Source organism: Nocardioides aequoreus (assembly GCF_000720335.1).
Taxonomy (GTDB): domain Bacteria; phylum Actinomycetota; class Actinomycetes; order Propionibacteriales; family Nocardioidaceae; genus Marmoricola; species Marmoricola aequoreus.
Window position 1 is genome coordinate 142,003 of the sequence record NZ_JOJN01000007.1, and the last position, 23,694, is coordinate 165,696.

The window sequence follows — 23,694 nt, forward strand, 5'->3', positions numbered from 1 at the left end:
CCCGGTCAGTAGCGGTAGGCGTCGGACTTGTACGGCCCGCCGACCTCGATGCCCAGGTACGCCGCCTGGTCGTCGCTCAGCGTCGTGAGGTTGACCCCCAGGCTGCCGAGGTGGAGCCGGGCGACCTCCTCGTCGAGGTGCTTGGGCAGCACGTAGACGCCGGTCGGGTACTCCTCGGTGCGCGTGTAGAGCTCGATCTGCGCCAGCACCTGGTTGGTGAAGGAGTTGGACATCACGAAGGACGGGTGACCGGTGGCGTTGCCGAGGTTCATCAGGCGGCCCTCGGAGAGCACGATGATCGCGTTGCCGCCGGGGAAGGTCCACAGGTCGACCTGCGGCTTGATGTTGGTGCGCTCGGCGACGCCCTCGGCCTCGAGGCCGGCCATGTCGATCTCGTTGTCGAAGTGGCCGATGTTGGCGACGATCGCGTTGTGCTTCATCGCCCGCATGTGGTCGAGCGTGACGACGTCCTTGTTGCCGGTCGCGGTGATCACGATGTCGGCCACGGCCAGGGCGTTCTCGAGGGTGTCGACCTGGTAGCCGTCCATCGCCGCCTGGAGCGCGCAGATCGGGTCGATCTCGGTCACGATGACCCGGGCACCCTGGCCGCGCAGCGACTCCGCGCAGCCCTTGCCGACGTCGCCGTAGCCGCAGACGACCGCGACCTTGCCGCCGATCAGCACGTCGGTGGCCCGGTTGATGCCATCGATGAGCGAGTGGCGGCAGCCGTACTTGTTGTCGAACTTGCTCTTGGTGACCGAGTCGTTGACGTTGATCGCCGGGAAGAGCAGCTTGCCGTCGCGCATCATCTCGTAGAGACGGTGGACGCCGGTGGTGGTCTCCTCGGTGACGCCCTTGACGGCGTTGGCGATCGGCGTCCAGTGCTCCTGGCTACTGGCGAGCTGCTCGCGGAGGACCTCGAAGATGATCCGCTGCTCGGTCGAGGTGGCCGACGCCGGGTCGGGCGACTCGCCGGTCTTCTCGGCCTGCACGCCCAGGTGCAGCAGCAGGGTGGCGTCGCCGCCGTCGTCGAGGATCATGTTGGGCAGCTCGTCGCCCGGCCAGTCGAGGATGCGCTGGGTGCACCACCAGTAGTCCTCGAGCGACTCGCCCTTCCAGGCGAAGACCGGGACGCCCTGCGGGTCCTCCGGCGTGCCCTCGGGGCCGACGACGACCGCGGCGGCCGCGTGGTCCTGGGTGGAGAAGATGTTGCAGGAGGCCCAGCGGACCTCCGCGCCGAGCTCGACGAGGGTCTCGATGAGCACGGCGGTCTGGATGGTCATGTGCAGCGAGCCCGCGATGCGCGCCCCGGCGAGGGGCTTGGTGGCGCCGTGGCGCTCGCGCATCGCCATCAGGCCGGGCATCTCGTGCTCGGCGAGGCGGATCTCGTGGCGGCCGTAGGTGGCCAGGGAGAGGTCGGAGACCTTGAAGTCCATGCAGCAGTCCTAAGGAGTCGTGACGGGGTCGGCACACGCTCGGGGGCGTGGTGCGGCACACGGGCGCCCTCGAGGGCACGAGGGCTCGGTGCCAGGCGTCAGACCACGGTCTCGTGCGAAAGGCGCGAGCCCATGCTACGTCACGACTCGAGCCCGACCTGCAGGTACGCCGCGGCGTAGGTGCCGGTGGCGAGCAGGGCCGCGTAGCGCGCCACGTCGGTCGGCGCGGCGGAGGTGATCCGCTCGACCCGGACCCCCCGCTCGCGCGCCGAGGCCTCGAGCCGCTCGGCCGTGGCCCGCACCAGCTCGTCCTCGGCGCCGTCGTCGAGCAGCACCAGCGCGGGACGCCGCTCGGGCGCGGGGTCGGCGAAGGGGTCGGCGAAGACGTCGGCCTGCCGGGTGGCCTCGAGCACCGAGAGCAGCTGCTCGGCGTCGGCCGCCAGGGCGGTGCGGCCGGTCGCGCGCCGCACGGAGTCGGCGATCCGGCGACCCGCGCGCGCGGCGAGCACCGTGCCGCCCCACAGCACCGGGTTGGCGTCGGCGATGCCGATCGCCAGGATCTTGGCGGGGTTGGTGGCCAGGTCGCGGTAGGGACCGCAGGTGACGGCGACCTCGTCGAGCGCCTCGGCGACCACCTCGGGCTCGGTCCGGGGGCCCAGGTGCACCCGGTCGAGCAGGTCGAGCACGGTGACGGCCACCGCCAGCTGGTCGCCCGTCGCGACGGGCAGGAGGATGCAGTCGCGCCCGGCGGCGTGGCGTGCGACCAGCGACCCCTCGGGCGCGGCGACCACGGTCGGGCACCCCCGCCGCACCGCCTCGGCGACGGCGGCCGCAGTGGCGGGGTCCTCGCCCTCGGGCGCCAGCACCACCGCCAGGTCGAGGCTGCTGGCCCAGCCCGGGATCCCCCGGCCCGGCCAGGCCACGAAGGGGACGGGGCACACCGGCTCGAGCACCGCGCGCAGCAGGCGCGAGTCGGGGCCGGCCGCCAGGACCGCCCGGGGCTGCCAGTCGGAGAGCAGCGCGACCGCCTGCTCGAGCGCCTCCGCCCCGGCCACGGCCTCGCGCCGCACCCGCGCACCGCCCTCGGCCAGGTGGCGCAGCCGCACGTCGGCGCGCAGCAGCGCGGCCTCGTCGTCGAGCAGCCCGTCGTCGAAGGTCATCGGCCCGCCCGGGTCAGGACCGGGCGCCTGCGGGAGGCACGCGACGCGGTCACGACGGCGTACGGGCCTCGTCGACGAGCAGGACCGGGATGTCGTCGCGCACCGGGTAGGCGCGTCCGCAGCTGTCGCAGACCAGCTCGGCGGCGGCGTCGTCGACCGCGAGCGAGCCCCGGCACGCCGGGCAGACGATCACGTCGAGCAGGCGCGGGTCGAGGTTCATCGGTCTCTCCTGATCACGGCAAGCACCCGGTCGCGGACGTCGGTCATGATGTCACGGTCGTCGCCCTCGACGTTGAGCCGGAGCAGCGGCTCGGTGTTGGAGGGCCGCACGTTGAAGGTCCCGCCCGGGAAGGTCACGGTCATGCCGTCGAGGTGGTCGATCTCGGTGGCCGACCCGGCCCAGGAGGCCTCCAGCTCGGCCAGCACGGCGTCCTTGTCGGCGACCTCGGAGTTGATCTCGCCGCTCGCCGCGTAGCGGGCGTAGGGCGCGAGCACCTCGGAGAGCGGGCGGTCGTCCTCGGCCAGCGCGGCCAGGGCGTGCAGCGCGGCCAGCATCCCGGAGTCGGCCCTCCAGAAGTCGCGGAAGTAGAAGTGCCCCGAGTGCTCCCCGCCGAAGACGGCCTCCGTGCGCGCCATCTCTGCCTTGATGTAGGAGTGCCCGACACGGGTGCGCACGGGGCGCCCTCCCAGGGCGGACACGAGCTCGGGCACCGCCCGCGAGGTGATCAGGTTGTGGATCACCGCGGCGCCCGGGTCCTTGGCCAGCTCGCGCTCGGCGATGAGCCCGGTCAGGGAGCTGGGGTCGACCAGCTCGCCCCGCTCGTCGACGAGGAAGCACCGGTCGGCGTCGCCGTCGAAGGCGAGGCCCACGTCGGCGCCGGACGCGCGAACGGCCTCCTGCAGGTCGACCAGGTTGGCCGCGTCGATCGGGTTGGCCTCGTGGTGCGGGAAGGTGCCGTCGAGCTCGAAGTAGAGCGGCACGAGGTCGACGTCGAGCCGGCCGAGCACCGCCGGGGCGGTGAGCCCCGCCATGCCGTTGCCGGCGTCGACCGCGACGGTGAGGCGGCGTCCGCGCACCGGCGCGAGCGAGAGCAGGTGGGCCGCGTAGGCGTCGAGGACGTCGGTCTCCTCGATCGTGCCCGGCGTCGCGGCGCGGTGCTCCTCCCCCGCGGCCACCCGCTCGCGCACCTCGACCAGGCCGGTCTCCGCCCCCACGGGCGTCGCGCCCGCGCGGCACAGCTTGAGCCCGTTGTACGCCGCGGGGTTGTGGCTGGCGGTGAACATCGCGCCCGCCCGGTCGAGGCTGCCGGCGGCGAAGTAGAGCTGGTCGGTGCTCGCGAGGCCGATCAGGATGACGTCGGCACCGGCGAGCGCGGCCCCCTCGGCGAAGGCGCGCGCCATGCCCGGCGAGGAGGGGCGCATGTCGTGGCCGACCACGAGGGCGTCGGTCGGGAGCACCCCGACGACGGCGTTGCCGATGGCCCGGGCCAGCGTCTCGTCGACCTGCTCGGGCACCAGCCCGCGCACGTCGTAGGCCTTGAAGACCGTCGCCAGGTTGTCGGGGTCCGTCGTGGTCACCCCCGCAGCGTAGGGCGCGCTCAGTCGTCGGCGCGCAGCGCCTGCAGGTGCCCACGGCGGGCGCCGTGGCGCAGCGCGGCGGGCGGCTCCTCGCTCGGCACCGGGCGGGGGGCGGCGGCCTCCCGGACGGCGTCGGCGAGCGCCAGCAGGTCGTCGCTGGTGGGGCCGGAGCGGTCGTCGCTCGCGAGCCGGAGCACCTCCCACCCGCGGGGGGCCGAGAGTCGCTGGCTGTGCAGCTCGCACAGGTCGTAGGCGTGCGGCTCGGCGAAGGTCGCGAGCGGGCCGACCACGGCGGTCTGGTCGGCGTAGACGTAGGTCAGCGTGGTCATGGCCGGACGGCCGCACGCGGCACGGGAGCATCGACGGAGCAGGGCCACGGCGGGGACGCTACCGGCTGCGACCGCTCGCACGCCGTAGGCTCGCGGCCGTGACGTCGACCTCGCCCTCACCCCGCTCCGGACCCCCGTCGCGGGACCGTCGCGGGCGTGGCGCGCGCGGCCCGCAGCTGGGCGCCGCGGTGCCCGCGAGGATGTCGCGCCGCGAGCGCTTCGACCGGATCGCGCTCGACGTGCTCGACGACCTCGAGGAGCGCCACCCCGACACCCTGGGTGCCGTCGAGCTCGCCGTGGAGGAGTGCCCGGTGCTGCCGCGCACCTGGGTCGCCCCGCGGGTGCCGCTGGCCACGATGGTCGCCTCGACCGCGACCTCGCCGCCCCGCCTGGTGCTCTTCCGCCGTCCGCTGGAGCACCGGGTCACCGGCCCCGGCGACCTCGAGGCGCTGGTCCTCACCGTGGCGGTGGAGCAGCTCGCCGACTACCTCGGCGTGCATGCCGAGGACCTGCACCCCGACTACGAGCCGCCGGACTGAGCCGGCGGCGCGCTCAGACGGCGCGCTTCTTCAGCTTGCGACGCTCGCGCTCGGAGAGCCCGCCCCAGATGCCGAAGCGCTCGTCGTTGGCCAGCGCGTACTCCAGGCACTCCTGGCGCACGTCGCAGGTGAGGCAGACCTTCTTGGCCTCCCGGGTGGAGCCGCCCTTCTCCGGGAAGAAGGCCTCGGGGTCGGTCTGGGCACAGAGCCCGCGCTCCTGCCACCCGAGCTCGTCGCCCTCACCCTCTCCGTCCAGCACGTACAGCTCATGCATCCCGTGGATCCCCATGTCAACGCCCCTTGCTCGACCCTGCGATCCCGACGGACCGCGTGAACCACACTGCTGTGATTACATGCCTGTCGTACGCGGGTCGTCAAGCCGAACAGTGGTATTGGGACCGACTGGTACACACTGTGGTCCATGTCGAAGACGGCTCCCCCGGTGCCCGAAAAGGCCCCCGTTGACCCTCGTGCCGACCGTGGCGCCGACCGTGCTCCCCGCGCCATCACGGTGCTCAGCGGCGGCGTCGGCGGCGCCCGCTTCGTCACGGGTCTGCTGCGCCTGGCCGACCGTACGCCGGGGTGGTCGCCGGAGGTCACCGTGATCACCAACACCGCAGACGACCTGTGGCTGCACGGCCTGAAGGTGTGTCCCGACCTCGACACCGTGATGTACACCCTGGGCGGCGGCATCGACGAGGAGCGCGGCTGGGGACGCACCGAGGAGACCTGGCACGCGAAGGAGGAGCTGGCGGCGTACGGCGTGGAGCCGACGTGGTTCGGCCTCGGCGACCGCGACCTGGCCACCCACCTGGTGCGCACCCAGATGCTCGAGGCCGGCTACCCCCTCTCGCAGGTGACCGAGGCGCTGTGCCGCCGCTGGCAGCCGGGCGTGCGGCTGCTCCCCATGACCGACGACCGGGTCGAGACCCACGTCGTGATCGACGACCCCGAGACCGGGGAGCGCCGCGCGGTGCACTTCCAGGAGTACTGGGTGCGCCACCACGCCGAGGTGACGGCGCACGCCGTGGCCGCCGTCGGCGTCGACGACGCGACCCCGGCCCCCGGGGTGCTCGAGGCCATCACCGAGGCCGACGTCGTGCTCGTGCCGCCGTCCAACCCGGTCGTCTCGGTGGGCCCCGTCCTCGCGGTGCCGGGCGTGCGCGACGCGCTCGTCCACGCCCGCGGACCGGTGGTCGGGGTGTCGGGCATCATCGGCGACGACCACGTCCGCGGCATGGCCCGCCAGCTGCTCCCGCTCGTGGGCGTGGAGGTGAGCGCCGCCGCCGTCGCCGCCCACTACGGCGCCCGCGGCCGGCGTACGGTCGCCGACCGCGAGGGCTTCCTCGACGGCTGGCTGGTCGACGTCAGCGACGCCCCCGCCGTGGCGGACGTCGAGGCGCACGGCATCGCCTGCCGCGCCGTCCCGCTGTGGATGACCGACCCCGACACCACCGCGGACCTCGTGGCCGAGGCGCTCGCCCTCGCGGCGGAGCGGCACCCCGACCGGGCCGGCGGGTGACCGGGCTGCAGGCCTGGCCGGTCGAGGGGGTGCCGGAGGTCGGGCCGGGCACCGACCTGGCCGCCCTGCTCCTCGACGCCGGGCTGCGTGACGGCGACGTCGTCCTCGTGACGAGCAAGGCGGTCAGCAAGGCCGAGGGCCGCGTCGCCCGGGAGGACCGCGACCGGGCGGTGGCCGAGGAGACCGTGCGCGTCGTGGCACGGCGCGGCGGCACCCGGATCGTGGAGAACAGGCTCGGCCTGGTGATGGCGGCCGCCGGCGTCGACGCCTCCAACGTCGTGCCCGGCCACGTCGCCCGCCTGCCCGTCGACCCCGACGCCTCGGCCCGGCGGCTCCGCGAGGCGCTGCACGAGCGCGGCGGCGTCGACGTGGCCGTCGTGGTGACCGACACGGCGGGTCGTGCCTGGCGCGTCGGCCAGACCGAGATCGCCGTCGGGGTGGCGGGCCTGGAGCCGGTGGAGGACCTCGGCGGCGCCGTCGACGCCTACGGCAACCCGCTCCTGGTCACGGCCCCCGCGGTGGCCGACGAGCTCGCCAACGTCGCGGAGCTCGTCACCGGCAAGCTCGGTGGCCGGCCGCTGAGCGTGGTGCGGGGCCTGGGCCACCGCGTGCTCCCCGCCGGCAGCCACGGCCCGGGCGCCCGGGCGCTGCTGCGGCCCCGCTCGCAGGACATGTTCGCCCTCGGCGCCCGTGAGGCCGTGGTGGCCGCCGTGCGCGGCGTGCAGCGCGAGCACTTCGGCGCGCCGGCCCCGGCCGAGGAGCTGCTCGAGGCACTGACCTCCTGCGGTCTGGCGGCCGGGCTCGCGGCTCCCGACCTGCTGGTCCTGGACGCCGACGCCGACGCGGCGCTGGTCGGGGTGGTGGCGCACGCCCACGGCTGGGCGCACGAGCCGTCCGCGCCGACGCGGCTGCGCCCGGCGACCACCGCCTTCGTAGACTTCGCCCCGTCCCGAGCCGAGGAGCCCTGACCCGTGGCCAAGAAGAACCCCCGCGACGCCGACCGTCGCGCGATCGCGGAGAAGCTGCGCCAGGACCAGCAGCGCCAGGAGCGACGTCGCAGCATGCTGATCCTGGGCGTCTGCGTGGTCGTCGTGATCGGCCTGCTGGCCGCCGCGGTGATCCCCTTCCTGCGCGACCGCGCCGAGCAGCGCGAGGCGGCGGGCACGCCCCTCGACGAGATCGGCGCGAGCGCCGCCGACGCGTCGTGCGACGACGTGGCCGAGCAGGCCGCCTCGGGCAACAACGAGCACCTGACGATCGGCGAGCCGATCGACTACGAGCAGGCGCCCCCGTCGTCCGGCCCCCACTGGGCCAACTTCCTGCAGGGCTCCGAGATCCGCTCCCTCTACACCGCCGACGACCGGCCGGAGGTCGAGCGGCTCGTGCACAGCCTGGAGCACGGCCACACGGTGCTCTGGTACGACGACACGATCTCGCCCGACAGCGACGCCTACGCCGACGTCAGCGCGATCGCCGGCAAGTTCGACGGCGAGACCGACAAGTTCATCGCGGCCCCCTGGACCAGCGACGACGGCGACCCCTTCCCCGAGGGCAAGCACGTCGCGCTCACGCACTGGACCGGCGGCGGCGACAGCGGCGACCAGCTCGGCATCACGCAGTACTGCGGCGCCCCCAGCGGCGCGGTCGTCGAGCAGTTCATGGACGACTACCCCGCCAGCGACGCTCCCGAGCCCAACGCCCCCTGACCCGGGGCCTGACCCGGGGACCCGACCGGGGACTCAGGTCAGCCCACCCCGTCCGCTGCGCTTGAGCCGCTCGACCGCGGCCTTGACGTCCTGCGCGCGGGCGAGGCTGGTCACGAGCACCGCGTCACCGGTGTCGACCACCACCACGTCGTCGACCCCCACGAGCGCGACGGTGCGATCGCCCGTGACGACCAGGCCGCTGCTGTCCTCCACGACGACGCGGTCCTCCTCCCCCAGCACCGTGACGGTGCCGGGCCGGCGCGGCCGCAGCGAGGCGAGCGCGGCGAAGTCGCCGACGTCCTCCCACAGGAACGGCCCGGGCACCATCGCCACCTGCCCGGCGGCCGCCGCCGGCTCCGCCACCGCGTGGTCGATCGCGATCCGCTCGAGGCCGGGCCAGCGCCGCTCCAGGCTGCCGGGGTCGGCCGCCACCGCACGCAGCCCCTCGGCGAGCTCCGGGTGGTGCTCGGCGAGCAGGTCGAGCAGCCGAGTGGCGCCCACCACGAACATGCCGGCGTTCCAGCGGTAGTCGCCCGAGGCGACGTACGCCGCCGCCCGGGTGGCGTCGGGCTTCTCGACGAACTCGCGCACGGCGCGCGCCGTGGGGAAGCCGTCGAGCGCCGCCCCCGCGGCGACGTAGCCGAAGCCCGTCGCGGGGCCCGTCGGCTCGATGCCGACCGTGACCAGGAGCCCCGTGGCCGCCACGGCGGCGGCCTCGCGCACGGCCGCCTGGAACTCCTCGTCCTGCAGCACCACGTGGTCGGCGGCGAAGGAGCCGACGAGGGCGTCGGGGTCCTGGCGCTCGAGCACGGCGGCGGCCCACCCGATGGCCGCCATCGAGTCGCGGGGCGCGGGCTCGGCGAGCACCTGGGCGACGCCGGGCAGCTGCCGGCGCACCGCGCGCTCGTGCGCCGCGCCCGTCACCACGACGAGCCGGTCGCCCACCAGCGGCCGCAGCCGGTCGACGGTGCCCTGCAGCAGGCTGCGCCCGGTCCCGGTCAGGTCGAGCAGGAACTTGGGGCGCGCGGCCCGCGAGAGCGGCCAGAGCCTGGTGCCGGCTCCTCCGGCGGGGACGACGGCGTGGAGCCGCGCGAGCGCTTCGTCGGCGTGGGTCGAGGTCACCCGCACATGCTGGCAGGTGCGCCCACTACCGTGGTCGCCGATGGCTGCCACCCCTGCTCCCACGACCTTCCCCGACCTGCTGGCCTCGCGGCTGCGGCACGCCCCCGGCGCCCCGCTCGTCACCTACTACGACGACGCGACGGGTGAGCGCACCGAGCTCTCGGTGACCAGCTACGCCAACTGGGTCGCCAAGCACGCCAACCTCTGGGTCGAGGAGCTCGACCTCGAGCCGGAGGAGTCGACCGTGCTCGTCGACCTGCCCGGTCACTGGCTGGTCCCCGTGCTGCTCGGCGGCGCCTGGGCGGCCGGGGTCGCCGTCACCACCGACCTCGCCACGCCGTACGACGTGGTGGTCACCGAGGCGAGCGGCGCCGCGACGTACGCCGACGGTGAGGCCACCGTCGTGGCCTGCTCGCTGCACCCCTTCGCGCTGCCGTCGTCCGACCCGCTGCCGCCGGGCGTGCTCGACCACGGGCACCTGTGGCCCGGCCAGAGCGACGTCCACGTGCCCGTGCTGCCCGTGGGGCCCGACACGGTGGCCTGGCGCGCCGCGGGGGTGACCGTCAGCCAGTCCGAGCTGCTCGCCCGCGCAGCCGGCCTGGGCCTGCCGCAGGGCGGCCGGCTGCTCACCACGGCCCACCCGGCGCACGAGCAGGGCGTGCCCGACCTGCTGGCCCCGCTGCTCACGGGCTCGGTCGTCCACGTCCGGCACGCCGCCGCGAGCACCTGGGACGACCGGCTCCGTCAGGAGCGGGTCGACCTGGTGCACGGCGGGCCGGGTCAGCCGCCGGTGCTGTAGCCCGCCAGGTTGATGCCGAGGAAGCGCCGGGGGCCGACGCCCGTGCCGGTGCCCGGGAGCAGCCACAGGTTGCCGCCAGAGGCCCGCGCGATGAGGTCGTGGCGCCCGTCGCCGTCGACGTCTCCCGCGCCCACGACCCAGTCGTAGCCACGCAGCGAGGCCGCGGTGCCGGCGGCAGGGACGAACGAGCCGTCCGAGCTGGCGTAGCGACCGGCTGCGGAGGCCGGCGACCAGGTGCCCGAGCCCACCATGTTGAAGGTGCGCAGGCTCTTCGGCGCCGTCCGCACCCCGGCCAGGCCGAGCGCGCCGTCGCCGAGGAAGACCCGCACCGCCCCTGCCGAGGTGATGCCCACCAGGTCGGGCTTGCCGTCGCCGCTGATGTCGCCCACCGCGGCGAGGCGGGTGAAGCTCTTCCAGCCGTCGCCGAAGGACTTGGCCGAGGAATAGCGACCGCTGGTGTTGCCGAGCCGGAGGTTGAGGCGGTCGCCGTCCTGCTCGCGGGTCACGATGTCGCCGTAGCCGTCGCCGTTCCAGTCGCCCACCGAGAGCACCTGGGTCGCGCCGGGCAGCGTCAGGTTGCTGCTCTTGGCCGGGAGCGAGTTGCGCAGCCCGTTGTGCGAGACCACCACGAGCCGACGGCCCTCGGGGCTGACCCCGACCATGTCGCCGTGGGCGGACCCCGTCATCTGGCCGACGCTGAGGCGCTGCAGGTGGCTGGAGCCGGGGTACGTGCCGAAGCGCGTGGCTCCCAGGGCGCCCTTGCCCGCACCACCGACCACGATCGAGTGGCGCGAGCCGCGCAGCTGCACGAGCACGTCGCCGATGCCGTCGCCGGTGAGGTCACCGGCGGCGTCGGGGGCGCTCGACACCGCGGCCGGGGAGGAGCCGAGGGCACGTCGCGAGACCGGCGCGCCGAGGCCGCGCGAGGCGGTCGCCGGCATCACGACGAGGCGGCGGGCCGCGTCGACGGTCACGACGTCGTTGCGCCCGTCACCGGTCAGGTCCTTGGTCACGACCGCCTGGCCGTAGCCGTCCCAGCTCCGCGCGAGCACGGCGCCCGGGGTGAAGGTGCCGTTGCCCCGACCGTTCCAGACCCGCAGCGCGTTGCCCGAGGTGACCACCAGCAGGTCGGCCTTGCCGTCGCCGTTCCAGTCGCCCGCCGCGGTGATCCGCTTGGCGCGGAGGAACTGCTTGGTGCGCTTGAAGCCGGCGGGCGCGACCTGGCCCTTGCCGTCGCCGCGGTGGATCCGCACGACACCGGTCTTCTTGGCGCGCGTCAGCACGTCGCCCTTGCCGTCGCCCGTCACGTCGCCGACGGCGACCACGATGTCCTTGGAGCCCCAGTCGCCCGCCGTGCGGGTCTTGGTGGTGAAGCCCGCCTGACCGCCCGTGGCGATCGTCTGGATCAAGCCGTCCTGGCGCTTGACCACGAGGTCGGGGTGCGCCGTGCCCATCAGGCTACGCGTGGCGGGCAGGGTCAGGTCGCTCGGCTGGGTGTGCCAGGTGATCGGTGCCTGCGTCGGCGACTCGAAGCCGCTCGGCGGTGCCGGCGTCGGGGTAGGCGTCGGGGTCGGCGTCGGCGTGGGCGCCGGGGTGCTGCCGCCACCGGCCTGCTGCACGTTCCTGGCCGCAGAGCGGATGGCGCCCAGCTTGGCGTAGAGGTAGCGGCCGGGGCAGGCGGTCGACCCCGCGTCGCGGTGGCCGTTGATCGCCTGGAAGGTCCTGCCACCGACGCGCAGGCCGGTCGCGTCGGCGCGGATGCCCGCGAGTGACAGCTTCCAGGCGAAGAGGCGGGCGTTGGCGGTCACGACCGCCTGCGGCGGCGCGGCGATGTCGAAGTTGCCGATAGCCGACGCGGCGAAGGACGACTCGTTGTAGCCCAGGGTGTGCGCCCCCACGACCGCCTTGCCGACCCCGCCGTAGCGCCCCTCCCAGATACGCCCGAAGCGGTCGATGAGGAAGTTGTAGCCGATGTCGCTCCAGCCGCGCGACTGCGTGTGGTAGGCGTAGATGCCGCGCAGCAGCGCCGGCACGTCGGCGCGCGAGTAGCTGTTGGCGTTGACCGTGTGGTGCACGAAGCCGGTCTTCACGGTGCCGTAGCGCAGCGACCCGCTGTCGCGCAGCCGCTCGTTGGCGCCCCACTGCGCCCGGGAGTAGATCGTGGGCTTGGCGGCGACCGCCATCGCGCTGAGCTCGACGCTGTCGTCGGCTGACCCCTCGGCCTCGCCGGACCGCTGCGCCGCCTCCGGCTCGGCCTCGCCCGACTCGGCGGCCGGGGCCTGCGAGGCGCCCTGCGGCAGGTCGCCCGTGTCGATCGCCGGGGCCTCCGTGGCGGTGGTGCCGATGCCCGGGTCGATGACCGAGAGCTCCAGGTCGCGCGGGGCGGTGCCGTCGGCGGTGCTCGCCCGCATCTGGACCCGCTCGACCGCACCGATCACGACCGGGTCGGTGCCGGCGCGCTCGCCCGCCCGCGTCGCCTCGGCGCCGTCGGGACCGTGCTCGTCGTGGTACTCGGCCGTCGTCCAGGCCGACCAGGCGCCGTCGACCTTGCTGCGCAGCTCGACGGTGATGTCGTGGTCGTCGTACTGCGTGCCGTCGGGAGCGCTCTTCCAGGTGACGCCCACGGTCGCGTAGCCCTCGACCTGCTCGGGCTGCGACTGCGCCACGACGCGCTGGCCGTCGACCGTCTCTGCGGGCTCCTCGGCGGGCTCCTCCATGGGCTCCTGCGTGGGCTCCTGGGTCGGGGCCGCACCGGGGGTGCGCTCGGGCTCGGAGCCGCGCTTCTCGGTCGGGGGCGCCGTGCGCTGCTGCTGCGGCGCGGGCGCCGTCGTCTCGACCTTCACCTCGCGCACCTGCGGGGTGACCGGCGCTGTCTCCACGGTCGCCTCGAGCTCGCGCTCGCGCAGCACCGTCTCGTCGGGCACGCTCACCGCCGCTCCGAGACCGGCTCCGAGACCACCCGGGCCGCCCGGCGTCGGGACGATGTCGAGGGTCCTGACGCCGGCAGCGGAGGCCGCCACGGCCAGCACCACCGCCGTCACCAGCGACTGCTGGCAGACCGTGACGTAGCGGGCACGACTCAAGCGCATGGAGGTGTCTCCGGGGGGTGCGGGGGAAGTGGAAATCACACGAGTAACCAATTTTCACATCAGTTACAGGCCCGACCGCAACCAATATGCCCGAATTACATTGCTGTATTTACGGGCATTCCCGAATTACACGAATGTGTTTCCCGCAATGGCGGGAAATCCCCCGACGCCTCAGATGTCGGCGCCGAGCTCCTCGTCGACCGCCTTGGACTTGGCGTTGTCGCCGTCGTCGTCGTAGTGGAGGTGCCGGATGCCCTCCTCGACGGGACCGTCGTAGGTCAGCGACCCCTGCTCGAGCACCAGCACCCGGTCGCACATCGAGCGCACCGAGGCGGTGGCGTGGCTGACGTAGAAGATGGTGGTGCCCTGGCGACGGATCTCCTGCATCCGCTCCAGGCACTTGCGCTTGAAGGGCCGGTCGCCCACCGCGAGGACCTCGTCGGCGAGGAAGACGTCGGCGTCGACGTGGACCGCGATCGAGAAGCCCAGCCGGGCGTACATGCCCGAGGAGTAGTGCGAGACCGGGGTGTCGAGGAACTTGCCCAGCGCCGCGAACTCGACGATCTCGTCGAACTTCGAGGCGGTCTCCTTCTCGCTCATGCCCAGGATCGCGCCGTTGAGGTAGAGGTTCTCCCGCCCGGTCAGCTGGGGGTGGAAGCCCGCGCCCTTGGCGATCAGCCCGGCGATCCGGCCGCGCGTGCGCAGGTTGCCCTCGTCGGGGCGCATCACGCCGTTGACGAGCTTGAGCAGCGTGCTCTTGCCCGAGCCGTTGAGCCCCATCAGCCCGATGGACTCGCCCTGCTGCACCTCGAAGCTCACGTCGTTGACGGCCGTGAAGCGCTCGTGGGTGGGGATGCCTCGCATCCGCGCGACCGCCATCTGCTTGAGCGTCCGGTGGTACTGCATGGTGAAGTGCTTGCTGACGTTCTCCACCAGGATCGACGTCGTCATCTCAGAGCCGCTCCGGGAACTTGTTCTCGACACGGGAGAAGTAGCGCTGCGCCAGCCACAGCAGCACCACCGAGATGGCCAGCGTGATCAGCCCGCGCACCCACTGGTCGGGGGGGAAGGACTGCCCCAGGGCCGCGCGCTCGCTCTCGTCGACGGTGGGGTACCAGAAGACGCGCTGCATCAGCATCACGCCCTGGGCCACCGGGTTGGCGACGTAGATCTCGTAGAGCCAGCGGTGCGAGTCGTGCGCGGAGTAGATCCGCTCGAAGGGGTAGATCATCGGCACCAGGAAGTGCATGAACTGCATGACCGTGGCCACGATGTTCTGGAAGTCGCGGGCGAAGACGTTGATCGCCGAGAAGAACAGGCCCATCGCCATCGCAAAGGTCACGATCAGCGAGATGCCCAGCGCCAGGGCGCCCAGCACCGCCCACGACGGCGTCCACCCCAGCACCGCGCACGCCACGACGAGCACGAGCATCTGCGGCAGCGTGTGGTACGCCGCGGTCACCATGGCGGCGACCGGGAAGACCTCCCGCGGCATCCGCATCTTCTGCACCAGCGCCCGGTTGGCCCAGATCGAGCGGGTGCCGCCGTTCCAGGTCTCGCCGAAGTAGTGCACGAAGACCATGCCGGCGAAGAGGTGCAGCGCGAAGTTCGGCACGTCCTTGTGCATCTGCAGGACCAGGCCGATGGCGAAGTAGTAGACGACGAAGCGCAGCGCGGGCTGCACGTAGGACCACATCAGACCCAGCAGCGAGGCGGAGTACTGCTGCGCCAGCTGGCGCCGGACGATCAGCTTGAGCAGGTACCACTGCTGGAAGACCTCGCGCATGCCGCCCTTGGGCGACGGCGGGAGCAGCTCGGCGTCGACGACGCGGGTCTGCCGCTCGCCCTTCATCTCGACCACCGGCATCGCCCGGGCCTCGCGACGCGCCTGCTTGCGAGCGCGCCGGGCCCGGCGCGCTGCTCGGACCTCCTCCCGGGTGGGTGAGGTCTCGGTGCGCTCAGTCACCGGTCCTCGGCGGCAACGCCCCGGGACCCACCTGGTCCTCCAGTCCCTCGAAGGTCTGCTTCCACAGCTCCGGCGAGGTCAGCTCGGCGGCGGCCTCCCGGTAGCGGCGCGCGAGCTCGGGCCACTCCCGCAGCAGCTCGGCGTGCAGCGAGGCCGAGCGGCGCATCTGCTGGCGGAACTCCTGCGGGTCGCGCTGGTACCACGACGCGCTGCCGCCGTCGGCCGTCGAGACGACCGCGGAGTCCATCGAGGCCAGCCGCCACCAGCGCTGGTCGACGTGCGGCATCAGGGCCTCGGGGTGCTCCGAGGCGAGCTCGCGCGGCGAGGAGAGCTGGCGCACCATGCCGCGGGCGGCCTTGGTCAGCACGCCCAGCCGCGAGGAGACCGAGCCGGTGTCGCGGCCACGCTTGGGGGGCCGCTTCATCTTCGGGGGCGGGAACGCCGCGAGGTCGGTCTTCATCTGACCGTCGGGGTAGCGGGTGCGCAGCTCGCGCACCTCCTGCAGCCGCAGCGACATGTCGCGGTGCATCCGCTCGGGTCCGGCGAGCACGTCCTGCAGCGCCAGCAGGATGACCTCGCCGGTGCTGTACTGCATCGAGACCATCCGCTTGGCGTGGTTCTCCAGGCTCTCGAGCACCAGCCGGCCACCGCGGTCGTACGGCGAGTGCAGCAGGCCGGTGACGATGCGGTTGCGCTCGTGGAAGTAGGCCTGCCAGTCGAGCGTGTCGTCCTTCTCCGTCCACGGCACGTGCCAGACCGCCGACCCGGGCAGGGTCACGGTCGGGTAGCCCGCGGCGCGGGCGCGCAGCCCGAACTCCGCGTCGTCCCACTTGATGAACATCGGCATCGACAGGCCGATCTCCCGGATGACGCGCGTGGGGATCAGGCACATCCACCAGCCGTTGTAGTCGACGTCGACGCGGCGGTGCAGCCACGAGGTCGACCGCAGCGACCTGCGGGCGAAGTTGTGGCCGTGCTTGGTGGCCGGGGCGGGACCCCAGAACCAGCGCCACGGCGCCATCGTCTCGCCGAAGGCGTGCATCACCGAGCGGTCGTAGAGGCTGAACATCTGGCCGCCGACCAGCACCGGCTCGCGGGCCACGTCGGCGAAGGTGACCGCCCGGACCAGGCCCTGCAGCTCGCACACGACGTCGTCGTCGAGCAGCAGCACGTAGTCGGAGGTGCCCCGCGAGACCGCCTCGCTCATCGCCCGGGAGAAGCCGCCGGAGCCACCGAGGTTGGGCTGCTCGACCAGGTTGAGCCGGTCTCCGAGCAGCTCGGCGGCGCGGGCGAAGTCGGCGTGCTCACGGACCCGCTGGTTGCCCTGGTCGACCACGACGACCTCGTCGAGGATCTCGGCGACCTCGGCGCTCTCCCCCAGCCTGAGCAGCTGGTCGACGCAGAAGTCGGGCCGGTTGAAGGTCGTGATGCCCACCGAGACGCGGCCGCGCTCCTGGCGGTCGGTCTCGACCGACCAGGAGGCCTCCTCCAGCACGAGCCGGCCGTCTTCGGCCTCGAGGTCGTACCAGTACCAGCCTCCGTCGATGAAGGGCTGCAGCGTGAGGTCGACCTCGACCTCGCGCGGCTCCTCGGAGGTGACCACCTCGGAGCCGGCGCGCACGACGTGCCCGCGGGCGGTGGAGCGGTAGATGACCACGTTGCCGGTGCCGCGCACGCGCAGCCGCAGCCGCACGGAGTCGACGTCGGTCCAGCGGCGCCAGTAGCTCGCCGGGAAGGCGTTGAAGTAGGTGCCCAGCGTCACGCGCTTGGTCGGCTCGACGACGAGCTCGCCGTCGTCGGTGATCGAGCCGAAGCCCTGCAGCCCCTCGACGACCTCGGTCTCCTCGGTCTTCTTCCTGCCGTCCTTCTTCTCGTCGGCACCGGCCTGGCCGGTGCCCTCGTCGTCGGAGGCGAAGAAGCGCGACACGCCGTGCACGTAGAGGGTGCGGACGTCGAGCTCCTGGTCGGGACGCAGGATCGTGCGCTGGACGACGCGCCGGGCGGTGTCGGGCGATGCGGTCGGGGAGGTGCTCACATGTCCTGCCTGTGCTGGGAGAGGGGTCTGCTCGCTCATGGGGTGGGCCGGACGCCCACGCACCCCGCGCAGAGCACCTGCGAAGTTACCAGCAGGTGCCGCGTCGGCCGGCGCGGCACGGCGGGCCGCGAGCCGCGAGTGACGGGGCTCTCGGCCCCGAGAGCGGGCAGCGGCTCAGCCGGCGTCGGCGAGGAAGCCGGCGACCGCCGCGGCCGCACCCGCCTCGTCGAGCGCCAGGTGCTCCAGCACGGTGTAGCGGTCGGGCCGGGTCTGCGGCGCCGCCAGCACGGCCGCGACGAACTGCTGCTCGGTGAGCCCCAGCGCCTCGGGGGTGGTGGCGAGCCCGTGCCGGGTCAGGCACCGGCGCAGCTCGCCGAGCAGGGTGGTGTCGCCACGGAGGTAGGTCGCGAAGAGCGCGCCGACGCCGGCCAGCTCGCCGTGGTTGGAGGTCCCGGGGTAGAGCTGGTCGACGGCGTGCAGGATCTCGTGGCAGGCACCGCTGCACGGCCGGGAGGAGCCCGCGACCGACATCGCCATGCCGGAGAGCACCAGCGCCTCGGCCAGCGTCACCAGGAAGTCGTCGTCCTCGACGCCGTCCTCGCGGCGCAGCACGGCCTCGGCGGCGTTGCGCGCCAGCGCGGAGGCCAGGCCGTCGACCGGCTCGCCCCGCACGTCGTGGGCCAGCCACCAGTCGGCCACGGCGGAGAGGTTGCTGACGACGTCGCCGACGCCCGCGGTGACCAGCCCGCGCGGCGCCGTCGCGACGTAGTCGAGGTCGACGAAGACGGCCAGGGGCATCGCGACGCCGTAGGAGCCCTTGCCGTGGGCGTGCTGCAGCGAGGCCACCGGGGAGCAGAGGCCGTCGTGCGCGAGGTTGGTGGCCACCGCGACCATCGGGACGCCGGCCCGGGTGGCGGCGTACTTGGCCACGTCGAGGGTGCGTCCGCCCCCGATGCCGACCACGGCGTCGTAGCCGCGCCCGGCCATCGCCTCCTGCAGCCGCGCCGCGGTGGCCAGGGAGGCGTCGCGCACCTCGAAGGGCACCGCGTCGGGCAGCGAGTCGCGGATGCTCTCCCAGATCGCCTCGCCCTGCGAGGGGCCGACGGCGACCACCACGGCCCCGGAGGCCGAGACGTGCCGGTCGCGCAGGGCCTGCGCCACGTCGGCGACCGCCCCTCGCCGCACCTCCACCACCAGGGGGGAGGGCAGCATGCGGGTCAGTATCGGCATGCGATGGTCCGCGCCTTGGCGAGGTCGTCGTGGTTGTCGACCTCGACCCACTCGGTGCCCTCGGGCAGCGGCACGTGGCCGATCCGGAAGCCGCCGGTGGCCAGGTGCTGGTAGCCGTCCTCGTAGTAGAGCTGCGGGTCGCGGTCGAAGGTCGCCTGCAGCGCGTCGACGAGCGGCGGCACCGCGTGCGCCTCGATCAGCGTGGCGCCGATGTACTCCCCCGCCGCCTCGGCCGGGTCCATCAGCTTGGTGATCCGGGAGACGTGGCCCTGCTCGTCGAGCACGACCTTCATCTCCTCCTCCGCCAGCTGCTTGCGGGTGTCGAGGGCCAGCACGATGCCGTCGTCGGCGCGGTCGGCCTGGGCGTGACGCTCGAGCAGCACGCGCTCGACCCCCACGGGGTGCACGGTGTCGCCGTTGACGAGCAGCGCGCCCTCGGCCAGCACGTCGCGCGCGCACCACAGCGAGTAGGCGTTGTTCCAGATCTCGGCCTTGTCGTTGAAGACCAGCTCGAGACGGACTCCGTAGCGGCTCTCGAGGTCCGCCTGGCGCTCACGCACCGCGTCGGCGGCGTACCCGACCACGATCGCGACGTCGCGCAGGTCGCTCGCCGCGAAGTTGGACAGCGCGATGTCGAGCACGGTGGTCTCGCCGTCGACCGGGACCAGCGCCTTGGGCAGCGTGTCGGTGTAGGGACGGAGCCGTCGTCCTGCTCCTGCTGCCAGCACCACACCGATCACGTGAACACCCTGCCCTTGGTCGAGGTTGCGACCCCCGCATGTGCGAGAGTGCGGGAGACAGGCTAGCGGCGCGTCGGGGCCGGACCGGCCGACGCCCCGGTGGACGCGGCGATCGACCTCCCCGACGCGCAGTCACGACCGCGAGATGTGGGTGGGACCGACCGATGACCAACAGCTCCCTTCGAGTGCGAGCGGGCCATGCCCTCGACCTGGTGGCCAAGGCCCGCGCCCGGTCCGGATCGCCGTCGGCGCAGACCTCCGTGGAGCTGCAGCAGCTCCAGGAGCGCGTCGCCATGCTCGAGGACGACGTGATGGAGGCCCGCCAGCTGCACCGGCGGCTGGCCGAGCTCACCGACGTGGTCGAGGAGCTGCTGGTGCCGATCGCGCAGCGTGACGAGGCGCGGCTCGCCGACGCGCTCGAGCGCTACCGCGCCGGCCTCTGAGGGACGCCGTGGCCCAGCGCACCGTCCTGCACATCGGGTTGCCCAAGACCGGCACCACCTTCCTCCAGACCACGATGTGGGAGCAGCGCGCCCTGCTGGAGCAGCGCGGCTTCCACTACCCCGGCTCCGACCGGATGGACCACTTCGAGACCGCCCGCTCGGTCGGCGGCCTGCCCGGGCCCGACGGCCACTCCCACCGGGTGCGGGCCGACCTCGTCGACGCCGCCCGCCGCTGGGACGGCACCGTCGTGCTGACCCACGAGTTCTTCTCCCAGGCCACCACGGCGCAGGCGGCCCGCTTCGTCGAGGAGCTGGGCCCCACCGAGCTGGTCGTCGTGGTGACTGCCCGCGACCTGGTGCGGCAGCTGCCCGCGGTGTGGCAGGAGGCGCTGAAGATGGGCAACGCCGGCGCCCTCGGCGACTTCGCCGACCGGATGCTCGCCCCCGGCCACCAAGCCGAGGTCCGCGCGGCGCACGCCTCCGAGGACGTGGTGGGCACCCCCCACCGCCGCGCGTGGGGCTGGTCGACCCAGGACCTGGCCGCCGTGCTCGACCGGTGGGGCGCGGCCGTCGGGCGCGAGCGTCTCCGCCTGGTCACCGTGCCGCAGCCGGGGGCGCCGCGCTCCCTGCTCTGGGAGCGCTGGTGCGAGGTCACGGGCCTCGACGACGAGGGCCTCGACCACAGCCTGGCCTTCGCCAACGAGTCGCTCGGCGCGACGCAGGCGCGGCTGCTGACGAAGGTGGTGCAGCAGCTCTCCCCGGACTTCGGCGACCTGCCGGTGCGGCACCGGTGGCTGCGCCAGTACTTCGGCCACGAGGTGCTGGTGCCGCAGGGCGGCGCCCGCATCGGGCTCTCCGAGCACCACCTGCAGCTGCTGCGACCCGTCACCGACGCGATGCTGGAGGAGGTGGCTGCCGGCGGCTACGCCGTCACCGGTGACCTCGAGGAGCTGCGCAGCTACACGCAGTCCTCCGCCGCCGTCGATCCGGACACGGTCGACGACAGCGAGACCCTCGCCGTCGCGACCCGCGCCCTCGAGCAGATGGTCGTCGACGTCCGCGGCCTCTCCACGGCGTCCCACGGCGCCGCGCCGCCACCGCCCGCCCCGCTGCCACCGCCGCTCCCCCACCGGCTGCGCCGCGCCCTCGGACGGCGCGCGCGGGCACTGCGACGGCGCTACCGCGGAGCGAGCCGATGACCGGGCCGCTCGACCGGCTGGCAGGTCGGCTCCCGGGGCGGCTCGGCCGCCGCACCCCGCTCACGGCGTACGTCGACGATGCCGGGGTCACCCTGAGCGCCGGGCAGGGCGAGGTCTTCGACCTGCTCTTCGACGACCGGCGCACCTGGGGCTTCACGCCGGACGCCACGCACCGCGTCGGCCGCGGGTGGCGGGTGCCGTGGCCCGACCAGCTGCGACCGCACCTGCACGGCACCGCCCGGGTCACGGTGCGCCGTCACCACGACGGCCTGGTGGTGCACGACCAGGAAGTGACGCTCGGGCAGGGCGAGGGCCGCCTCGTCGTCGCCGACCCGGAGGGCCGGCCGCTCGCCGTGACGAAGTACGGCCGCCTCAACCGCGCCTTCGACTCCCTGGCCCAGGAGACCAAGGACCACTACCTCGACCAGGTCGAGGAGGTGCTGCGGATCATCCGCGAGGAGTGCGGGCTCCCGGCCTTCATCGCCTGGGGGACGCTCCTGGGCGCGGTGCGCGACGGTCGGCTGATCGGGCACGACGTCGACGCCGACCTCGCCTGGTACAGCGACCACGACGCGCCGGTCGACGTCATCCGCGAGTCCTTCGTCATCGAGCGGGCGCTGCGCAAGCGCGGGTGGACCATCCGGCGCGAGAACGGCGCCTTCCTCGCCCTCTTCCTGCCCCAGGCCGACGGCAGCGTGCGCAACATGGACGTCTTCGGCTGCTGGCGCACCCAGGGCTGGCTCCACGTCGTGCACGACGCCCGCGCGCGGCTGCCGCGCTCGGCGGTGCTGCCGCTCGGCACGCAGGTCCTCGAGGGCCGCACGCTGCCGGCCCCGGCCGACCCCCCGGCCCTCATGGCCGCGGGCTACGGCGAGGGCTGGCGGGTGCCGGACCCCAGCTTCAGCTTCGGCGGCGACCCCCCGCGCGAGCGACGCATGGAGGGGTGGCTGGGCGGGCTGCGCGCGAGGCGCGACGCCTGGGGCCCGGTGCACCGGGACTTCCCGCGGCGCGAGGCCGAGTCCGACTTCGCCCGCTGGACCGCCGAACGCGACCCCGCCGAGGGCGACCTGCTCGAGCTGGGCTGCGGCGACGGCGTCGACGCCGCGTGGTTCGCCCGTGACGGGCGCTCCGTGACCGCGGTCGAGATGCTGCCGGCCGTGGTGCGGCAGGTCCGCGCACGGGCGCGCAAGGCCGGCCTCGACTCGCTCGAGGTCGAGTGCCTGAACCTCCAGGACCTGCGCACCGTGCTCTACCTCGGCGCCGCGTGGTCGCGGCGTCCACGCCCCACGCTCTACGCCCGCGGCCTGGTCTGCGACCTGCCCGCGGTGGCCGGTCGTGACTTCTGGCGGCTGGCGCGGATGGCGCTGCGCGGCGGCGGGTCGCTCTTCGTGGAGGTGCACACCGAGCCGGTGCGCTTCGGCGGCGACAAGGTGCACGTCTGGTGCGGCGGCGTCACCCCCGCGTGGGTGCGCGAGTCCGCCGAGGCGCACGGCGGCACGGTGGTGGAGGAGGAGGCCGTGCTCGACCTCGGCCGTCCCGCGCGCCACCGGGTGCACGTGCGCTGGGACCCCCCGACCGCTACCGAGCCAGCCCCGGCGGGCTAGCCGCGGCGCAGCCGGGCCCGGAGCGACGCCGGGACCGCGGCACGCGCGGCACGACGCAGTCGGGCGCGCGCGGCACGACGGTGGGCCGCCGGGCTGCGCTGCCGCAGCGCCGCCAGCGGCGGCTCGCGGTCGGGCAGCCGCTCCAGGCGCAGCAGCAGGTCGGCGACGGCGCGGACGCCGGCGTCGGCCACCGCCTCCGGGGTCGGCCGGGCCGCGGCGGCGTCGAGGCCGGCGGGCTCTGAGGACACCGCGAGGTCACCGAGGTCGCCGACCACCTCGAAGCCGGCGGCGACGACGTACTCGATCATCCCCGCCGTGCGCTCCGCCAGGGCCGCCCGCACCTCGTCGGGCACGGGCACCTTCTCGCGCACCTCGCCGGCGAAGGCCTCCGACTCGGCCAGGCCGTGCTTGAGCAGCCGGTTGTAGCTCTCCCACCCGAAGGAGTCCGGCAGCGCCAGGCTGACCCGGCGCAGCAGCTCGGCCTCCGCCAGCCCGAGGCCGGGGTTGCGCCCCGCCACGTCGGTGTCGTACGCCGCCGGGTCGAGGCCCAGCACCTGGCAGTAGCGCTCCCAGAGGACGTGCGGCCCCGCGCCGGGCGGGGGCACGGTGACGACGTGCACGCGCTCGGCAGGGACGTCGGCCGCCCAGCGGCCGAGGACCTGGCGCGGGTCCTGGCCGCCCCACACGCCGCCGGGCCCGCCGTGCATCGCGTCGCTGGCGACCGCCTCGGCCAGGAACTCCTCGTAGGAGAGCGTGCGGCGGTTCTTGACCTCCTCCTGCCAGGCAGCGGGCACCTGGCGCAGCAGGTCGCGCATCGTGAGGACCAGGTGCACCTCGTGGCCGGGCCACGGGGTGACGGCCTGCTCGATCTCGGGCGGCCCCGTCCACGCCAGCAGCTCGGAGGAGACCAGCACGTCGCCCGGCCAGCCGTGGGCCTCGTCGGCCAGGCTCTGCCAGGTCGTCCGCCGCTGCGGCAGCCCCTCGGCGAAGTCGAGCCGTCGCAGCCGGAGCGCCGCCTCGTGGTGGGAGTGCAGGTGCCACGGACGCCGGGCGCCCGTGCCCGGCACCAGCAGCCCGTCAGCGGCCAGCGCGTCGCTGTTGTGCCAGAGCACGTTCTGCAGGTAGGTCGTGCCCGTCTTGGGCGCACCGACGTGCAGGAAGACCCGTGGCCGGCTCCCGGTCGCGCCTACCTCCACG

The 23,694-nt window shown here is 73.9% G+C and carries 22 protein-coding genes; 8 read left to right on the forward strand and 14 right to left on the reverse strand.

The genetic code is table 11. From position 1 onward, the window contains the following. Positions 1-5: 5 nt before the first annotated feature. From ahcY to IG63_RS0113955, 5 genes are all read right to left on the reverse strand, one after another. On the reverse strand, positions 6-1,436 hold the full coding sequence (gene ahcY / locus IG63_RS0113935; protein WP_030484965.1) for an adenosylhomocysteinase: 1,431 nt from the start codon (positions 1,434-1,436) through the stop codon (positions 6-8). 140 nt (positions 1,437-1,576) lie between these two features. Further along, a complete protein-coding gene (locus IG63_RS0113940) occupies positions 1,577-2,596 on the reverse strand; it encodes an SIS domain-containing protein (protein WP_030484966.1) in 1,020 nt (339 codons plus the stop codon). A 49-nt stretch (positions 2,597-2,645) separates the two neighbouring features. Next, positions 2,646-2,816, reverse strand: coding sequence for a Trm112 family protein (locus IG63_RS22220; protein ID WP_084597163.1), 171 nt, complete (start codon positions 2,814-2,816; stop codon positions 2,646-2,648). Next, positions 2,813-4,174: a phosphomannomutase/phosphoglucomutase gene (locus IG63_RS0113950; protein WP_030484967.1), complete on the reverse strand. Its 1,362-nt coding sequence runs from the start codon at positions 4,172-4,174 to the stop codon at positions 2,813-2,815. Before IG63_RS0113950 ends, IG63_RS22220 begins: the two co-directional genes overlap by 4 nt. A 20-nt stretch (positions 4,175-4,194) precedes the next feature. After that, positions 4,195-4,551 carry a DUF3499 domain-containing protein gene (locus IG63_RS0113955; RefSeq protein WP_030484968.1) on the reverse strand — a complete coding sequence of 119 codons (357 nt, stop codon included), beginning with the start codon at positions 4,549-4,551 and terminating at the stop codon, positions 4,195-4,197. A 50-nt stretch (positions 4,552-4,601) separates the two neighbouring features. On the opposite strand from IG63_RS0113955, the gene IG63_RS20810 reads away from it, so the two are divergent. After that, the gene (locus IG63_RS20810; protein ID WP_051706807.1) at positions 4,602-5,042 is read left to right on the forward strand and encodes a metallopeptidase family protein; all 441 of its coding nucleotides are present in this window, start codon (positions 4,602-4,604) and stop codon (positions 5,040-5,042) included. A 13-nt stretch (positions 5,043-5,055) separates the two neighbouring features. Here IG63_RS20810 and IG63_RS0113965 read toward each other — a convergent pair whose 3' ends face one another. Then, the gene (locus IG63_RS0113965) at positions 5,056-5,316 is read right to left on the reverse strand and encodes a WhiB family transcriptional regulator (RefSeq protein ID WP_030484970.1); all 261 of its coding nucleotides are present in this window, start codon (positions 5,314-5,316) and stop codon (positions 5,056-5,058) included. 147 nt (positions 5,317-5,463) lie between these two features. On the opposite strand from IG63_RS0113965, the gene cofD reads away from it, so the two are divergent. Genes cofD through IG63_RS0113980 form a run of 3 tightly spaced genes read left to right on the forward strand, consistent with a single transcriptional unit; the run spans position 5,464 to position 8,270 of the window. Further along, positions 5,464-6,564 (forward strand): 2-phospho-L-lactate transferase, encoded by a 1,101-nt coding sequence (gene cofD / locus IG63_RS0113970; protein ID WP_084597167.1) that lies wholly within the window; start codon positions 5,464-5,466, stop codon positions 6,562-6,564. After that, positions 6,561-7,532 (forward strand): coenzyme F420-0:L-glutamate ligase, encoded by a 972-nt coding sequence (gene cofE / locus IG63_RS0113975; RefSeq protein WP_051706809.1) that lies wholly within the window; start codon positions 6,561-6,563, stop codon positions 7,530-7,532. The genes cofD and cofE overlap by 4 nt, the downstream gene beginning before the upstream one ends. 3 nt (positions 7,533-7,535) lie before the next feature. Further along, entirely contained in the window at positions 7,536-8,270 is a 735-nt protein-coding gene (locus IG63_RS0113980; protein WP_030484973.1) for a DUF3105 domain-containing protein, read from the forward strand. A 33-nt stretch (positions 8,271-8,303) separates the two neighbouring features. On the opposite strand, the gene IG63_RS0113985 is transcribed toward IG63_RS0113980, so the two are convergent. Next, entirely contained in the window at positions 8,304-9,392 is a 1,089-nt protein-coding gene (locus tag IG63_RS0113985; RefSeq protein WP_030484974.1) for a mannose-1-phosphate guanylyltransferase, read from the reverse strand. 40 nt (positions 9,393-9,432) lie between these two features. Here IG63_RS0113985 and IG63_RS0113990 point away from each other — a divergent pair, with 40 nt between their 5' ends. Next, entirely contained in the window at positions 9,433-10,191 is a 759-nt protein-coding gene (locus IG63_RS0113990) for a TIGR03089 family protein (protein ID WP_051706811.1), read from the forward strand. Here IG63_RS0113990 and IG63_RS23855 read toward each other — a convergent pair. The 6 genes from IG63_RS23855 to IG63_RS0114020 all read right to left on the reverse strand — a co-directional run bounded on the left by IG63_RS23855 (position 10,173) and on the right by IG63_RS0114020 (position 19,251). Next, entirely contained in the window at positions 10,173-13,280 is a 3,108-nt protein-coding gene (locus IG63_RS23855) for an FG-GAP-like repeat-containing protein (RefSeq protein ID WP_051706813.1), read from the reverse strand. The two genes, IG63_RS0113990 and IG63_RS23855, sit on opposite strands and share 19 nt — an antisense overlap. Positions 13,281-13,451: 171 nt before the next feature. Then, positions 13,452-14,231 carry an ABC transporter ATP-binding protein gene (locus tag IG63_RS0114000; protein WP_030484977.1) on the reverse strand — a complete coding sequence of 260 codons (780 nt, stop codon included), beginning with the start codon at positions 14,229-14,231 and terminating at the stop codon, positions 13,452-13,454. Position 14,232: 1 nt separating this feature from the next. Then, positions 14,233-15,246: an ABC transporter permease gene (locus IG63_RS0114005; protein WP_051706816.1), complete on the reverse strand. Its 1,014-nt coding sequence runs from the start codon at positions 15,244-15,246 to the stop codon at positions 14,233-14,235. Next, the gene (locus IG63_RS0114010) at positions 15,239-17,281 is read right to left on the reverse strand and encodes a glycosyltransferase (protein ID WP_051706818.1); all 2,043 of its coding nucleotides are present in this window, start codon (positions 17,279-17,281) and stop codon (positions 15,239-15,241) included. The genes IG63_RS0114005 and IG63_RS0114010 overlap by 8 nt, the downstream gene beginning before the upstream one ends. Positions 17,282-17,455: 174 nt before the next feature. Then, entirely contained in the window at positions 17,456-18,493 is a 1,038-nt protein-coding gene (locus tag IG63_RS0114015) for an iron-containing alcohol dehydrogenase family protein (protein WP_211249329.1), read from the reverse strand. Between the two features lie 5 nt (positions 18,494-18,498). Next, complete coding sequence (locus IG63_RS0114020) at positions 18,499-19,251, reverse strand: phosphocholine cytidylyltransferase family protein (RefSeq protein ID WP_030484981.1); 753 nt, start codon at positions 19,249-19,251, stop codon at positions 18,499-18,501. Between the two features lie 164 nt (positions 19,252-19,415). Between IG63_RS0114020 and IG63_RS0114025 the strand changes: the two genes are divergently transcribed. The 3 genes from IG63_RS0114025 to IG63_RS20820 are packed head-to-tail and all read left to right on the forward strand — an operon-like array spanning position 19,416 to position 22,497. Next, positions 19,416-19,694: a DUF6752 domain-containing protein gene (locus tag IG63_RS0114025; protein WP_245604437.1), complete on the forward strand. Its 279-nt coding sequence runs from the start codon at positions 19,416-19,418 to the stop codon at positions 19,692-19,694. Between the two features lie 8 nt (positions 19,695-19,702). Then, positions 19,703-20,893, forward strand: coding sequence for a hypothetical protein (locus tag IG63_RS0114030; protein ID WP_030484983.1), 1,191 nt, complete (start codon positions 19,703-19,705; stop codon positions 20,891-20,893). After that, the gene (locus tag IG63_RS20820) at positions 20,890-22,497 is read left to right on the forward strand and encodes a class I SAM-dependent methyltransferase (protein WP_036195563.1); all 1,608 of its coding nucleotides are present in this window, start codon (positions 20,890-20,892) and stop codon (positions 22,495-22,497) included. The genes IG63_RS0114030 and IG63_RS20820 overlap by 4 nt, the downstream gene beginning before the upstream one ends. Here the strand turns inward: IG63_RS20820 and IG63_RS0114040 are convergent. After that, positions 22,494-23,693, reverse strand: coding sequence for a hypothetical protein (locus IG63_RS0114040; RefSeq protein ID WP_051706824.1), 1,200 nt, complete (start codon positions 23,691-23,693; stop codon positions 22,494-22,496). The two genes, IG63_RS20820 and IG63_RS0114040, sit on opposite strands and share 4 nt — an antisense overlap. Between the last annotated feature and the right edge of the window lies 1 nt (position 23,694).

What these genes read in the sequence shown, in the direction of transcription:
- ahcY (WP_030484965.1), bottom strand. Translation starts at nt 1,436, where the DNA reads ATGGACTTCAAGGTCTCCGACCTCTCCCTGGCCACCTACGGCCGCCAC.
- IG63_RS0113940 (WP_030484966.1), bottom strand. Translation starts at nt 2,596, where the DNA reads ATGACCTTCGACGACGGGCTGCTCGACGACGAGGCCGCGCTGCTGCGC.
- IG63_RS22220 (WP_084597163.1), bottom strand. Translation starts at nt 2,816, where the DNA reads ATGAACCTCGACCCGCGCCTGCTCGACGTGATCGTCTGCCCGGCGTGC.
- IG63_RS0113965 (WP_030484970.1), bottom strand. Translation starts at nt 5,316, where the DNA reads ATGCATGAGCTGTACGTGCTGGACGGAGAGGGTGAGGGCGACGAGCTC.
- cofD (WP_084597167.1), top strand. Translation starts at nt 5,464, where the DNA reads ATGTCGAAGACGGCTCCCCCGGTGCCCGAAAAGGCCCCCGTTGACCCT.
- IG63_RS0113990 (WP_051706811.1), top strand. Translation starts at nt 9,433, where the DNA reads ATGGCTGCCACCCCTGCTCCCACGACCTTCCCCGACCTGCTGGCCTCG.
- IG63_RS23855 (WP_051706813.1), bottom strand. Translation starts at nt 13,280, where the DNA reads ATGCGCTTGAGTCGTGCCCGCTACGTCACGGTCTGCCAGCAGTCGCTG.
- IG63_RS0114000 (WP_030484977.1), bottom strand. Translation starts at nt 14,231, where the DNA reads ATGACGACGTCGATCCTGGTGGAGAACGTCAGCAAGCACTTCACCATG.
- IG63_RS0114015 (WP_211249329.1), bottom strand. Translation starts at nt 18,493, where the DNA reads ATGCTGCCCTCCCCCCTGGTGGTGGAGGTGCGGCGAGGGGCGGTCGCC.
- IG63_RS0114025 (WP_245604437.1), top strand. Translation starts at nt 19,416, where the DNA reads ATGACCAACAGCTCCCTTCGAGTGCGAGCGGGCCATGCCCTCGACCTG.
- IG63_RS20820 (WP_036195563.1), top strand. Translation starts at nt 20,890, where the DNA reads ATGACCGGGCCGCTCGACCGGCTGGCAGGTCGGCTCCCGGGGCGGCTC.